Annotated in this window: 11 protein-coding genes and 1 pseudogene; 11 read left to right on the forward strand and 1 reads right to left on the reverse strand. The window is 41.7% G+C overall.

Annotated elements, in window-relative coordinates; translation table 11 throughout:
- Positions 1-10 precede the first annotated feature (10 nt).
- The 10 genes from MKZ09_RS09865 to MKZ09_RS09910 all read left to right on the forward strand — a co-directional run bounded on the left by MKZ09_RS09865 (position 11) and on the right by MKZ09_RS09910 (position 11,495).
- Positions 11-562, forward strand: a complete 552-nt coding sequence (locus MKZ09_RS09865) for a hypothetical protein (RefSeq protein ID WP_076135789.1) — start codon at positions 11-13, stop codon at positions 560-562.
- Positions 549-1,529, forward strand: a complete 981-nt coding sequence (locus MKZ09_RS09870; RefSeq protein WP_076135788.1) for a hypothetical protein — start codon at positions 549-551, stop codon at positions 1,527-1,529. The genes MKZ09_RS09865 and MKZ09_RS09870 overlap by 14 nt, the downstream gene beginning before the upstream one ends.
- An 88-nt stretch (positions 1,530-1,617) precedes the next feature.
- Complete coding sequence (locus MKZ09_RS09875) at positions 1,618-2,793, forward strand: copper amine oxidase N-terminal domain-containing protein (RefSeq protein ID WP_081389016.1); 1,176 nt, start codon at positions 1,618-1,620, stop codon at positions 2,791-2,793.
- A 96-nt stretch (positions 2,794-2,889) separates the two neighbouring features.
- Positions 2,890-6,117 carry a DUF5704 domain-containing protein gene (locus tag MKZ09_RS09880; protein ID WP_081394414.1) on the forward strand — a complete coding sequence of 1,076 codons (3,228 nt, stop codon included), beginning with the start codon at positions 2,890-2,892 and terminating at the stop codon, positions 6,115-6,117.
- 197 nt (positions 6,118-6,314) lie between these two features.
- Complete coding sequence (locus tag MKZ09_RS09885; protein WP_076135786.1) at positions 6,315-6,611, forward strand: WXG100 family type VII secretion target; 297 nt, start codon at positions 6,315-6,317, stop codon at positions 6,609-6,611.
- Between the two features lie 109 nt (positions 6,612-6,720).
- Complete coding sequence (locus tag MKZ09_RS09890) at positions 6,721-8,793, forward strand: hypothetical protein (protein ID WP_341040812.1); 2,073 nt, start codon at positions 6,721-6,723, stop codon at positions 8,791-8,793.
- Between the two features lie 12 nt (positions 8,794-8,805).
- Positions 8,806-9,204 carry a hypothetical protein gene (locus MKZ09_RS09895; protein WP_076208758.1) on the forward strand — a complete coding sequence of 133 codons (399 nt, stop codon included), beginning with the start codon at positions 8,806-8,808 and terminating at the stop codon, positions 9,202-9,204.
- 551 nt (positions 9,205-9,755) lie between these two features.
- On the forward strand, positions 9,756-10,523 hold the full coding sequence (locus MKZ09_RS09900) for a transposase (RefSeq protein WP_076208757.1): 768 nt from the start codon (positions 9,756-9,758) through the stop codon (positions 10,521-10,523).
- A 106-nt stretch (positions 10,524-10,629) separates the two neighbouring features.
- A complete protein-coding gene (locus MKZ09_RS09905; RefSeq protein ID WP_076208756.1) occupies positions 10,630-11,049 on the forward strand; it encodes an EndoU domain-containing protein in 420 nt (139 codons plus the stop codon).
- A 29-nt stretch (positions 11,050-11,078) separates the two neighbouring features.
- Positions 11,079-11,495: a hypothetical protein gene (locus tag MKZ09_RS09910; protein WP_076208755.1), complete on the forward strand. Its 417-nt coding sequence runs from the start codon at positions 11,079-11,081 to the stop codon at positions 11,493-11,495.
- Positions 11,496-12,101: 606 nt separating this feature from the next.
- Here the strand turns inward: MKZ09_RS09910 and MKZ09_RS34400 are convergent.
- Positions 12,102-12,239: pseudogene (locus MKZ09_RS34400) on the reverse strand (IS256 family transposase); the annotation flags it as partial.
- 397 nt (positions 12,240-12,636) lie between these two features.
- Here MKZ09_RS34400 and MKZ09_RS09915 point away from each other — a divergent pair.
- On the forward strand, positions 12,637-14,814 hold the full coding sequence (locus MKZ09_RS09915; protein ID WP_341040814.1) for an HNH endonuclease signature motif containing protein: 2,178 nt from the start codon (positions 12,637-12,639) through the stop codon (positions 14,812-14,814).
- The last annotated feature ends 4 nt before the right edge of the window (positions 14,815-14,818 follow it).

The raw sequence follows: 14,818 nt of genomic DNA on the forward strand, positions 1-14,818 counted from the left end.
GAGGAGCCGCATGGCAGACGCGCTGAAAGGTGTAATTATTATAATTTTGTTGTCATTTGTGTTCGGAGTCTATCCGGCATTCCGTCAATCCGAAGTTGTAGAGAGGAATACTAAGCTCGCGGTCAATGCGGCTGTGGTGGAATTCGTGGATACCGTTCGTGCTAAAGGATACGTGGATACTTCCGATTATGAGCTGTTTCTTCATTCTTTGGATGCTTCATATGGTGTTTTTAAAGTGCAAATGGAGTATTACAAAAAGAATTTACAGCCCTTATATACGAATCCTGATGATTATTCTACATTCCAGAACAGCTTTAGTGTCCGATATGACGGATATTTCAGCAAGGATATTTTGGAAATCTTATATCCGCATTCAGGAACTTTACTGGCTGCAGATGATCCAGGTAGAAGGTTTACCATGCATGTAGGCGATCTGTTCAATGTCCGGTTAGAATCTGAAGGGACGACACTTGCCTCACGGATGCGAGCGTTGCTTTTTCATAGTGAAATGATTCCGGTCAATTTGAAGTATGGGGGGATGGTCCGAAGTGAAGCCCCTTAGTGTTGTGCTTGTTTTTCTAATTCTGGTCGTTCCTCTTGTTCTTATGGGCGACACTCGAGAAGATCTTCAGGTCTTCAATCAGGACATGTATAAACGCTATTCGGATGATTTTCAAGCCGCGGTGGATGATGCTGGTGATTATCTGTCACGACTGGAACAGCAGCCTACTACCACAGCAGTGCACTATGGGCGGGAACGCCAACTGCAACTGGATCAGGATGTGCTAAGTGTTTTTTACAGTGATTTAGCTTTGAAATTTGGACTGGAGAACAACCAGACTGAAATGAACAATTTAAAAATGCATATACCCGCACTGGTGATGTTTGGATATAGCGGCTATACGTTGGTTACTTTGGACGACACGGCTAGTAATAGCGGGAAGGATGAACTTAAGCCTGTGAGTTGGCCTGAGCGTCCCTATTATTACAAGCTTCAGAATGGCAATTTGCTTTATTTCACTTTGGATGACAATGCGCGGGTGTATGATACTAGCTCTAATGAATTCTATGAGGGGGAGTATACAACCCTAGCGGCTGAGACCAATCTTAATCCTCTGACCTCTATAGAACTATTTCACGAAATCCGGCAGAGTACGATCACATCACTCGTTGAAAAAGACTTGGCAACAGCCATTAACAGACATTTAGAGCTGGTGAAACGAATGGGCTTGTCGATTCAGTTCACCCTTCCCCGTGGCTTGCAGGAGCAATCCATACAGGATGTAGGGATCATGGCTTTTATTCAAGGTTATCCACTTCCTGGGGGAGAACTGCTGGATGCATATTCCTTAGGTAGTGGGGCTGTAATGCGACGAAAGGTTCTGATAGGTACCCGGAATTCAGCAGGGAGACATATTGCTTACGGAGAAAGCTGTGTACCCCCGGGGGTTACTGTTATAGAAAGTCTGTTCGATCCAGAGGAGGCTGCTCGAAAAGGGTATTTTATTGAGGATTGTGCGGTTAGGTGATAGATGTTGGAGTAAAAGATTTGATTTGGATAAATATGGAGAATAGGGTCATCGGATTAAAAAAGTTTCATTGTGGAGGAGTGAGAACATGAGGAATTTTAAGTTTAATAGTCTATCAGCAATTATTAGATCAAAGAAGGCAAGAAGAGGCATGACTATAGTCATTTGTGTGTTCGCAAGCTTAGTGTTGTTAATTACTACAGCGGGAGCGGCAGGAACAGCTGCCAAAGCAGTGAACGTCATCATGGACGGCATTAAATATCCACTGACAAAGGGACATCCTTATTCAGAAAATGGGACGACAATGATCCCATTCCGCATGATTTCAGGAAAACTCGGCACACAAGCTAACTGGAATGCAGCAAACAAAACGTTAACTCTGCAGCAAAAAGAAAACAAAATTGTACTGACAGTAGGTTCTTCTTTTGCAAAAGTGAACGGGCAACCAGTAGCGCTTGGTGCTATGGTTGTACAAAAAGATGGAATGACGATGATTCCATTAACCGTTGTCTCTAATCTGTTATCCGCAGAAGTGGAGGTGGACGAATTTTCTCAAAGTGTGCACATTCACACGCCGGGTAAAGATTTAGGGGAACTTGATTATTTTGGAAGGAAAATACGTACGACAAACCTACCTAAGAACTATAAAGATTATCCATACATTCTGGAAGACATCCCGAATGAAATGTACGAAATGAGGCATACCATAAACTACTCTGCTGGGGATGCTGAGACTGGAGCGCAGGTGTTTAGCAAAAAAGAGTTAACGAGTGAAGATATGGCCAAAATCATTAAACGTATGAAAATTGGGTTTGATCTACGGTTGAACGTGGATTATAAAACGATTAATCCGGCAAGCTATGCGAAAGAATCCTTTAAGTACGAGAATCAATCGTCTTCTATCCGGGAGAAGGAAATTGAAGAATATGCCGAATGGGTGAAGAAAAATAAGATTCAAATTGAAGGGGCAATTGACCCTGAATCGTCCGTGTTGTATTACCCAGGAACCGGGGATTACCGTGTTCGATCCATGTTCCGATTCAGAATTAATAGTTTTACAGAGTATAAGGATTTATTTAATGACGTATACTTCAAACTTGCTGAATTCAGACTTCACGAGAAATTAAAAAAAGGGGTCTGGTATGAGGGTTATGCTGATTTAAGTATCTCTACGAATTACTATAATCCTATAGTAGGTGAGCATTTTAATATAGATGCACTCTCAAGCTTGTTTGAAAACACTACCCTTCATGAAGTGAAGTGATGAAAGATGCGGCGTAAATGCCTCGGTTGTCTATTGTTAATTCTAATAAATTCTTTATTGTTTTCACCTTTTATAAGTCTTGTAGAGGCTGCCTTTATGGCCAAGTTTAAAGATGGGGCATTTCTTTATACAACAACTTCCAATGAAGCCTCTTCGAGTATAAGATTCCAGACGGTAGGTTGGTATATTCATACCCAACCAACGTGTGCATCCTCTGGAGCCTATGGAGGTGAAGTGCAATGCGACCCTACCTCATTGCCTTCTAATCAACGTATTAAATTACAAGATAATGGCGGGGGGCATGTGAAATCAGAAACTATTGTAGATGGGATAGTGACTACAAACTTCGAATGGACTAAAGCAGAAGTGCTCGCCGCTATTGGACAAGCTAAGGCGGAACAAGTCATCTCTGAAGGCACTCCATTATACGCTAGCGCCATAATGCGAGTAGTGACGGGTTCCAGAACGAACCCAATCCAAGTTTCTGGACCCTATCATACGTTGTATGATATTAAACACTCAGAGAGTTGGGCTCATCCAGAAGATTTGAGACAATATTTCGATGTCACAGTTCCCTTTCAGGGAGAAAATTATCCGGTTAATATGATTCTTAAACTTTCGAACGGAATCGTGGTGAGCGATCAATTAATTGGTAATTATAAGGCTGGTTATAACATTGTAAAGTCTTTTCCCCTGACCGTTCAATACGAGGGAGAGGAATATCAAATTAACCAATCTTGGCTTTCTCCGATTCTGAGGCCAAGCGATCAATTATATATTCAAAGTAAAGCTTCGAATGATCCCAGCTTAGTTCAGCGTAATTTTAAGGTTTATGTAGGTGGAGTCAAAATGGTGGCCAGTTACAAAAAAGTTGGTGGCCCTCCCACCGAGGGAGAAGGCTCAGGCGAATGTAAGTATACTATTGATCCGCCAAACAAGATCGCTGCTCCGCAAACGTCATTTATGGAACCGGATGCGAACGGGGCAATTCTAGGTGATGATACAGCAAATGGACGCCATTTTGATGCACCGGTGGGGATCCCCACCTCTGAGAATTTATTTTCCAATGTGTGGGCAAAGAACTATTTGTTTGAACATACCTTCGCCAATATGGCAGGTCAGATTCGTTATTCCTGCAGTGTTAAAGTTACATATCCGACGAAGTGGGAGGAAGCGCAGCCGAATCTTCCAGGACCAAATGGAACATCGATTCCTCAAGCTCCGCTTCCTAAAACAGGGAAATTTGATAAGACCTATACCTTTGACTTGACTCCAAAAGAATATACTTACTGGCAGGTAGATCAGTTAGCTGTTTATCAAATCGATCGTGCCCAGATGGAGAACTATGCGCTGCCTGGAGGAGAAGTCACTCTATATCCTAATAATTATGGTTCGCCGACGCTTGAGCTTACCAATAGTACAGAAGTAGAAGACCATGTTGTTCCCCAAGATACGGGAGGGATAGAATTCAAGCCAGAAGTGGTAGATGGTGGAGACCACGAACCGGGTCCTGACGATGTTGATGATACAGACGTGCTCACAGACCTTGCGGAAATGCAGACCAAAGATCCTGAGGTGCAGAATGACCGACTAGTATTTAACGGGGAAACGATTATGGATGATACCGTTGCTAACAAGACCGGGCCCACCCCAGGGAGGATTCCTGATCCGCAAATCATCGGAGACGAGGTGCTTTACGAGGGCCAGTTGATGATCAATAGTGGTTTACTCAATCGGCAGAATACAACCAGCACGGGTACCATTTATTATACGATGCTGTCGGAGAACGTAGAGGGAAACGGAGATCAGGAATTTTTGATCTCTCCGATTAACTCCGTCACCGTGCACACACCGGTCGTCAACTACTCGTTTCTTCCAGACGATAACCGCCCATTCGATCAACGTATGACACCGGACATGACTAGGGCAGTGCTGATCTTGGATCGGCCGTTCACCATACATTTTACGGAGAGTGGCCAGCATCTCAATATCCCTGGGTACGGCAACCGGGATTATGCCAAATACACGAAAAACAAGCGAATTCAATTTCCGTTTGGTGTGTTTCAGGGCAGCCAGTATTACCCAGAGAATACCTGGATCTACATCCCTGTTGGAACACCGTCCATGACCTTTACTATGCCAACCTGGGTGAATGAAGGCGACTATACCATTTATACGCAGTCTTGGGCTATAAACGCCCCGTCAGATGGATCGGATCTTTGCGAGGAGAACTTGAACGGTAATTTGACGAATTACTGCGCTTCGGAGAGTTTTAATATTGGGGTCGTCGGTCGACTGTTCGATTTTCGGATTTGGGACATCGGTGATTTTCGGTTTGAGAAGGTGTTTCGAACTGGCGTGGGGACACTTGAGCATAGCAACACGATGTACTATACGGGAGGGAATGATGAGAATGGCATACCGACCGCTTTAAGTGGACAACCACAGTGGCAGCTGCCGATCCGCAAGGGTTCTCATCCTACGGAGCAACGGACGGTACCGCATAACGGCTATTCCTTCTTGTTTGACTTCCGGACCATCGGGAACCTTTGGCAGCCGGGCGAGGGTATCCGGATCGAGCCAAGCTTCTATTTTATTCCGAAAAACGGAGGTGCAGCGACACCTGTCGATCTTTACTATGATATCTCCGGTTCGAATAATAAAATGATCGGAGTCGGCTCTTCCAAGGATAAGCTGAGTTATTCTCGGACCTACCGTTTGGCGGATGGCTTGCGAAATATATCGAGTGGTGAATTATCGACGGCAGCAAGCTATGAGTACAATTACATACTGTCCGAGGCGGAGCGGGAGAACACCTCTTGGCTGAAGTTCTATCAGCAATATACAAAGCGCAAAACTAAAATCGCTACAGGCTATAACCTAGAGCTTCTACCTTATAAATCGAGAACCTTAGTAGGGCCGACTGATATCCCTAATGGAGTGAATCCGATAGCGGCGGTTCGGAGCGTTCAACACTGGTACGGAGAATACAACCTGCCGATAGCCCCTTACATCCTGCATAAAGGAACAGACATTGTCACCCTGGCGAATCATTATGGAGGGGCACTAGATGGGCATGAGCAGGAGTTTATCACTGGCGGCTATATCCTGGTAAATTTCGAAATTTATACGGTTAAAAATGGGGATGCCGACACTCGTATTTTAGGCTACAAGGCACCTATTGCTAACATGTGGGCGATTGAAGGTCAGATGACTGGGAGCACAGATGAAATGGGGCAAACGTTCTCTTTTTCCTCTGGGGATATCATTCTGTTTGAATCAGATTACTCTGTACGAAATGATTATCAGGGGCAGGCAAAATAAACTTTAGAAAAAAATAACTTAAATGTTTTATTTATCTTTAAATGGATTTAAATATAAACTTTGTATCATTGAAGACCGATAATTATATAAAGGAAACCGGAGCTATAATAATGAACTTGAAAGATCTTTTGGGGTGTTAAAAAGTATTTTTTAAGTTCATTTTTATATAAAAAAATCACTTAAAGGAGAGGTTAATAATGGCAACAACCAAAGTTACATTGAGTTATGATGGATTAGCTGGACAGGCGAAAATAATTAAAAATTACGGTACGGAAGTAGACGGTTTAATTAGAAAAGTTATGACTACGATGAAAAATCTTAACAGTGTTTGGGAAGATGATGCAGCAAAAGATTTTACAGATAAGGTGGAAAAATTGAAGCCGACATTTGATAAATTTGCAGAGTCGCTTCAGGATCTTGGAGATCATATGAATAATGTATCTATAAAGTATAAAGATCTTTCCGCTGCGGTTAAGAATTCGCAAAAATTCTAATATAGTTTTAAGTAAATCAAACTTCATGAGCCCCACTACATAAGAATTGTAATTAGCTATGCAGAGTGCTGCATAGCTAATTTTATTAAAAGCAAGAAGGGGGAATCATATGGCGTCAACGAAGCTTACATTTAACGTAGATGAAGTCGAGCGCCTGCAGACAAAAATCAGACTGGTAAGCCAAGATACCAACCGGCTGTACTTGCAGCTGAGAGGTCAGACCAATAACTGGGGTGGTATTCCGCTAGGTTCAGATTTGATACGAGCTCAGACGCTTATCAACGAACTGACGGTGGAAGCGGAAAAATTGGAAGACATCATTCGAGGCGCGATAAAAGGTGTTCAAGGCGCACAGGATGAGAATAAGCGGCAGGCCAATCAACTTTTTCAGCAGTTCGGTGTTCTTGGGGGGATGTTCGAAAGGTTTGGGGGCGGAAGTGCAATTGGGCAGTCTTCTATCCCGATGACGGCTCAGAAAGCGGTCACGAATCTGATCACCTCAATTGCTACTTTGATGGGTTGGGATGAGTTGAATAGTGATCCTATGGTGCAGAAGCTACAGGCAACTGTTAAAAAGTCAGGATTGGGAACGATCGACTCCATAGCCGCGCAAAGTAAACTGAAAGATATCTACCTGGCGCGGGATCAGATCGCGAAGGCGCAGACAGCCTATGAGGTATATCAGGCATTTGGAAATCAGACTCAAATGGACGCAATGCATAAGCTAGCGGAAGACGCACGCAAGAAGCTGAAATCCTTGGGTATAGACGAGGTACAGTACCAGGCGGGTAAGAATCTAAGCACTTATTTTAAGAAACCAGCGGTTAAGGCATGTGATTATGATCCGTCGATTACCAGTAGAAGCATACCACTAGTGCAGAATGAAACGTATCAGTTGCTACTACGGACGGCAATGGAAAAAGGGGAGAAGGGAGCCTGGGCAAAAGGGCAACTGGAAGGCGTTCAAACCACCATGGAACAGATGATTGCTACTGGAGTAAGTTTGGGTGTACATGTGATGACAAACCAAGGTGGAAAGGCTTGGGGAGATGTTATAAAATTGACTTCATCAGTCGCCCAACTGGATTCCTATAATCTGTTTAAAAAGAATAAAACGGAGGATCAAGCAAAACCCGAGGATTCTAAAAATGCCTTTTATAAATCAATAGACAGTTTTAAAGAAATTGGAACGGGTTTTGTAGGTACATTAAGAACTCGTGCGGATAAGGCGACAGACTCCCCCTATGACTTTTTCAACTGGTTAACATTAGGCATAACAGGAGATATTCCGGTCGGGATATATGAAGCAGCCAAAGATCGATCAGAGCATATGTTTGATTCAAAGGAGAAGTTTGCGAATTGGTTAACACTGGGAACAGTGGAGATGGCGAAAGGAGCATTTAATCCAGACGAAGCATGGTCAGCGGATCATTGGCTCAACAGTCTGGGAATGGTAACGTTGTTGTATGGTCCGGTAGAAAAATCTTTGCTTCCTACAGGAGGCGGAGGTCTAAAGCCTCCAAAAGGGTTAGATTCTGTAAAAGATTTTGAGGTACAAAAACCGTTGCCGGCATTTAGCACAAATGAAGGTTTTCAATTCAAGATAAATAATCTAGATATAGATACGCCGGCACTTCCACAGACCCCGATGCAAATCAATTTTAAGAATGAAATGGACCGGATTTTAAAAGAGAAGATGGAAGGGAAGAGTGACAGTAATCATTCAATAAAGGATGTAGAAGTGAAGGCGGTTGAGGGGACGGGTAATGTTCCTTTAACAGTTCCAAGAGGCTTTAAAGATGCAAAACAATATAACCAAGCAATGGATGAATTAATGGAGGCTATAAATAAATCAGGACTTGACGTAAATTCAATTCAAATTAGAGGAAGTGCGGCTTCTGGTGTATCTAGCAAAGGTAATGGATTATTCAGAGAAACCGCAGAAAATGGATTGAAACCAAGCGATATTGACCTTGGAATTGAATTAAAAAGCCCTCTAAGCGGAATGAATGCATCTAAGAATCAACCAGGGTTTTATCACCCAGACAAAATAATGAAAAAATATCCTGAATTGAAAGCTTGGTCTGAGAAATGGTCTGAAATACTTGGCAGAGAAATAACACCGGGGGGATGGCAACCAAGCACGTTGCCAAGTGATCCTACTAATATAATAGTAAAGTGAGTGAGTGAAGAAATGGAAACACTATTTTTTGATTCTAACGAAACTTTAGATAATATAGTACCAATGATATTCAACGAATTGAATATTACAAGTACTGTAGAGGGAGAAAACAGTTCATTTATTAATAACACATACTTTGAAGGTAGCGTTCTGGGAATCGTTATTCGAATTGCTGAGAATAATTACGATTACGAGGACGATTTTAATTACATGATCAGTATTAAAAAGTCTATTGGGATGAAATTAAGGGATGAAGATGGATTATATTTAATTGCTGAAATTATTTCGTCGGTCATCGCGATGAAACTTAACATTAATGTCGCTGTAGAGAAATATTGTAAAGAGAGTGATTCTAATTATTTGTTATACTTTAATAAAAATGGAAATGAACTACTTGTAGAAAAAAGATGACGAAGCTATAATTGTTACTTTCTGTAGCGACTACCCAGTACCGAATGAATCCAACATTCAACCAACTACACATATAACCCATGTAATACTTGTATGAAGATTTCGTCATTATGTCTGTACGCACATCAATGCTTTAATTTCATAACCTAAATAACGATTTAGCGTTACATTGGACAGGTCAATTATGGTCAGATACCACCATGATTGACCTGTTTTTTGTTATGTTCACTTTCTCACGGTTTTTTGAAAATGCTACGCAACTGTAGAATACGCCACCCCGATAAAGACGGTGAAAACTTAAGGAAAGAAATCGCACCTTCTAGGATGGATAGCCCGACTAATAATATTGTCAGGACTTATCTGCAAATTGTCCGCAACGAATGGGCTACTTGCCGCGATGGTTACAGTGAACGAACAATTTGACCAGTTGACATAGAACAGGCAGGGAACGTATAAGGCTAGCCACCTGCCCTCTAATTAAGCCCGAAATTCATGAAAAAAATCGGGAGGGGGCGGCACATGTCAAACATGCCAGTGGCTTAAAGAATCAGATGCACCAACAACTAAGCTATCACTATCCGTCCTACAAAAAGTTCTTCTGTGACATAGACGGTAAAGCCGCCCTTGCCTTTTGGGAGAAGTATCCTGCACCCCATCAAGCGTTAACGGTGGGGGTCGAAGAACTAGCTGAATACCTACGTAAAGCGAGTAACAATACTTGTTCTACCCGTAAGGCAGAAGAAATACTTGAACTAGTAAAGCAGGATGGGGAGACGAAGCGAAACTTCCAAGAATACAGAGACTTCCTTATCGTTAACATGGTTCATGACATGCGAAGAAGCAGAGAACTAATCAAACAGACAGAGGAACAGTTTCGTCAGGTGTTAGTCCAAACCGACTACAAACTAGAGTCGATGGATGGTATTAACATTGTTACAGCGGCAGAACTAGTCGCTGAGATTGGAGATATTCACCGCTTCTCTAGCGGAGACAAGCTAGCCCGATTCGCAGGAATCGCACCAATACGCTTTAGTTCGGACGGCAAGGGAAAAGACCAAGCAAGTGGACAAGGAAATAGAGTATTGAACAGCATCTTCCACAACCTAGCCGTTCAACAAATTCAAGTAGCCAAAGGGGAAAACAAGAGACTGCGCAATCCCTTATTCTACGAGTATTATCAACGAAAGCTAGCAGAGGGTAAAACAAAGAAACAAGCCCTCATATGCGTCATGAGAAGGCTTGTAAACATCATTTACAGCATGATGAAGAACAAAACACCTTACATACCAAGTCCTCTGACAGAGCGTCTAGCAAGCTGATATAATGGTGGTAATTGGTAAAACAGTTATCACCTTTCCTTTAGTAGATTTTAAGATTACTACTTAGGGGACGGGTAATGTTCGTTCTTCTGTAATTAGTTCAGAAATGGAAAAGAAAATATTAGATGGGCAAAGAAAACTTCCTACGAAGAATGAGTTGATCGGTGGCCATTCTCCGCAAATCAACAATGCAAATCCTAATTATGCAGTTCAAGAAATAACAGTTAATGCAGATGGAACAAGAAAAGTTAAGTTTACTACTCAATTTCTTGATGGTAACTTATCTAATATTAAAACGAGTACTTTATTCCCAGATTCATGGAGTGATTCGCAAATTATTAATGGTATAAAAGATACTGGTAATACAGCATCCATTGGAGTTCGTGCCTCGGATGGTGCAACTCTTCATAGAGGAACTGTTAATGGTGTTCAAGTTGAAGTTATTAAAATAGGTGAAAATGTTGTATCTGGCTATCCAACAGGTGGAGGAGCTACACAACTTCTAAGTGGTTTTACAGCACCTTAACTTGTAATCTGATCCAAAGGAGTTTTTTAATGTTTACAGAATTTGATGACTATCTTTCAGGATATTTCTCAGATGATTATTGGTATGATGAAGGTTTTTCAATTGCACAGACGATGCTGTTAAAATTCTCCCCACGGGATTGGGAAGAATTATCAAACGGAGTGTTAAATAAGCCAATAGAGTGGCAAAGAAAGTTAGCATATTGTTTGCATAATGAATCTAGCATGGATGAATTGAATATGTTGTTGAAACTGCTAAGTACTGAAGATGAAGAGTTATTCGAAATATGTATTGATGCATTAAGAAGTTTTACTAGTACTGAAAGTGAAAAACGGATATTAAAAAATCCTTCAATTCTACAGAGGATTTATGAGTTAATCCCCAATTCAGGGGACGCGACAAAAAAAGTATTTGAAGCTTTTCTGGAGAAGATACAAAGCCGATGACAATATTATTGGTGGGGGCTACCCAGTGCCGAAAGAATCCATTATTTAATCAATAACACATTTAACCCATGTAATACCCGTATAAAGATTTCACCACTTTATTTGTACGCACATCAGATGCTTTAAAAGTATAACCTAAATAACGCTATTGAGTTACATTGAACAGGTCGATTATGGTCAGATACCACCATGATTGACCTGTTTTTTTGTTATGTTCGCTTTCTTGCGGTTTTTTCGAATTTACTCGCAACTTTAGATTACCCTGTGGCGATAGTGAGGGAGAGGAAGACAGAATCGCACCTTTCAAGATGGATAGCACGACAACTATAGTAAGGTGTTATTCAAAGAATAGGACTTTGTCTGTAACATAACTGACACTTGTAACGATGATGATGGTGCAGGAAAGAAATCTGGTGACGACCAGTCAACATATACAGGTAAGGTAATTAATTTGTTCTTAGATCACGTTTTGTGCGATGGATTTTTAACGGCAAGAGGCTCAAACTACTATAGACAGTCTCGAGGGATAACGATTTCCTGCTCTACTCACTGACTACCGTTTTCCGACTCTTTCCGTTGAGACTGTTTGGTGTGCTTCGCCCTGACTTCATGCTTGCCATAGCCCAAATGAGTATCCATTTCGGCTTCTAACATCTCCTGAATCGTTTCGGTAAATAGATCCTTTAAGGCATTCTGCTCATTTTTTGCAGAAACCAAATTACTGTCCTTGATAAACTCCCGCAATTGTTGTTTTGTCCAAAGTCACATGTGTTTCCCCAACCCTTCTATTATTTTCATTTTATGTACTTTGAATAATTTCTAACAATGTTAATTGAATAATATAAAGCATCAGATACAAGAATCAATCCTATGCGTTCTGTTAAATAGGTTGATTATAGGGAGCTACCACTATAATCAACCTGTTTTTTTGCTATCTACTTATTCTTACAGCAGTGATTAGAATTAAAAAAAATAAAAAAGAAAGGATTTAAAGTAAAATAATGGGAAGTTACGCCGATATATAGGTTAGGTGTGCGCTCCAAATACTTAAGTTTTTAAATATGAAGTAGTACATAAAGACCTGAGGGGTCGAAAAAAGTAGTGCATTGGATGGTCTAAGTGTAAGAACTGGAGGTCATAAATGGCATTGGACAAAATGGTATTTAAAGAAGATGAAGTCGAGCGCCTGCAGACAAAAATCAGACTGGTAAGCCAAGATACCAACCGGCTGTACTTGCAGCTGAGAGGTCAGACCAATAACTGGGGTGGTATTCCGCTAGGTTCAGATTTGATACGAGCTCAGACGCTTATCAACGAACTGACGGTGGAAGCGGAAAAATTGGAAGACATCATTCGAGGCGCGATAAAAGGTGTTCAAGGCGCACAGGATGAGAATAAGCGGCAGGCCAATCAACTTTTTCAGCAGTTCGGTGTTCTTGGGGGGATGTTCGAAAGGTTTGGGGGCGGAAGTGCAATTGGGCAGTCTTCTATCCCGATGACGGCTCAGAAAGCGGTCACGAATCTGATCACCTCAATTGCTACTTTGATGGGTTGGGATGAGTTGAATAGTGATCCTATGGTGCAGAAGCTCCAGGCAACTGTTAAAAAGTCAGGATTGGGAACGATCGACTCCATAGCCGCGCAAAGTAAACTGAAAGATATCTACCTGGCGCGGGATCAGATCGCGAAGGCGCAGACAGCCTATGAGGTGTATCAGGCGTTTGGAAATCAGACTCAAATGGACGCAATGCATAAGCTAGCGGAAGACGCACGCAAGAAGCTGAAATCCTTGGGTATAGACGAGGTCCGGTACCAGGCGGGTAAGAATCTAAGCACTTATTTTAAGAAACCAGCGGTTAAGGCATGTGATTATGATCCGTCGATTACCAGTAGAAGCATACCACTAGTGCAGAATGAAACGTATCAGTTGCTACTACGGACGGCAATGGAAAAAGGGGAGAAGGGAGCCTGGGCAAAAGGGCAACTGGAAGGCGTTCAAACCACCATGGAACAGATGATTGCTACTGGAGTAAGTTTGGGTGTACATGTGATGACAAACCAAGGTGGAAAGGCTTGGGGAGATGTTATAAAATTGACTTCATCAGTCGCCCAACTGGATTCCTATAATCTGTTTAAAAAGAATAAAACGGAGGATCAAGCAAAACCTGAGGATTCTAAAAATGCCTTTTATAAATCAATAGACAGTTTTAAAGAGATTGGAACGGGTTTTGTAGGTACATTAAGAACTCGTGCGGATAAGGCGACAGACTCCCCCTATGACTTTTTCAACTGGTTAACATTAGGCATAACAGGAGATATTCCGGTCGGGATATATGAAGCAGCCAAAGATCGATCAGAGCATATGTTTGATTCAAAGGAGAAGTTTGCGGATTGGTTAACACTGGGAACAGTGGAGATGGCGAAAGGAGCATTTAATCCAGACGAAGCATGGTCAGCGGATCATTGGCTCAACAGTCTGGGAATGGTAACGTTGTTGTATGGTCCGGTAGAAAAATCTTTGCTTCCTACAGGAAGCGGAGGTCTAAAGCCTCCAAAAGGGTTAGATTCTGTAAAAGATTTTGAGGTAAAAAAACCGTTGCCGGCATTCAGCACAAATGAAGGTTTTCAATTCAAGATAAATAATCTAGATGTAGATACCCCGGCACTTCCACAGACTCCGATGCAAATCAATTTTAAGAATGAAATGGATCGGATTTTTAGAGAGAAGATGGAAGGGAAGAGTGAGAGTAATCATTCAATAAAGGACGTGGAAGTGAAGGCGGTTGAAGGAACGGGTAATGGTGTAAGTGGCAGTAAATCGTCTTATTCAAAAAACATTGATGATTTCTTGTCAGGTAATAAAAAGTTTGGTGAAGTATTAGATGATTATGCTACAGTGTATGCAGAGAAAGTTAATTCAAATGTCCCTTGGAAGTGGAGAAATGTACCAGGGGGAGATACACTAACACAAAAGCAAATTAAGTTGATTAGAGAACGAGCGAAGGAACTAGAGAAAATACCAGATGTACCTATGAAGCCTGGTGTAAAACATCCTGATTTTGAGAAAGCTGATTTAATTATAAAGATTGATGAGAATCCTGTTATTTTACAGTTGCCGAAAGACTATTGGAAGAAGTCTGATCCACAACAGTTCCAATGGCTTGATTCACAACTTCCAGGTGGAAAACGCCCACCTGGCACAACATGGCATCATTCTGAAATTGACGGTAGAATGGAATTAGTACCTTTTGGTATACATAATTCCATAAATCATCAGGGTGGGAGAGCTCCAGGTGGTTGGGCGCATGCTAAAAGATAAGAAT

It is taken from the genome of Paenibacillus sp. FSL R5-0908, assembly GCF_038006245.1.
Taxonomy (GTDB): Bacteria; Bacillota; Bacilli; order Paenibacillales; family Paenibacillaceae; genus Paenibacillus_AQ; species Paenibacillus_AQ odorifer.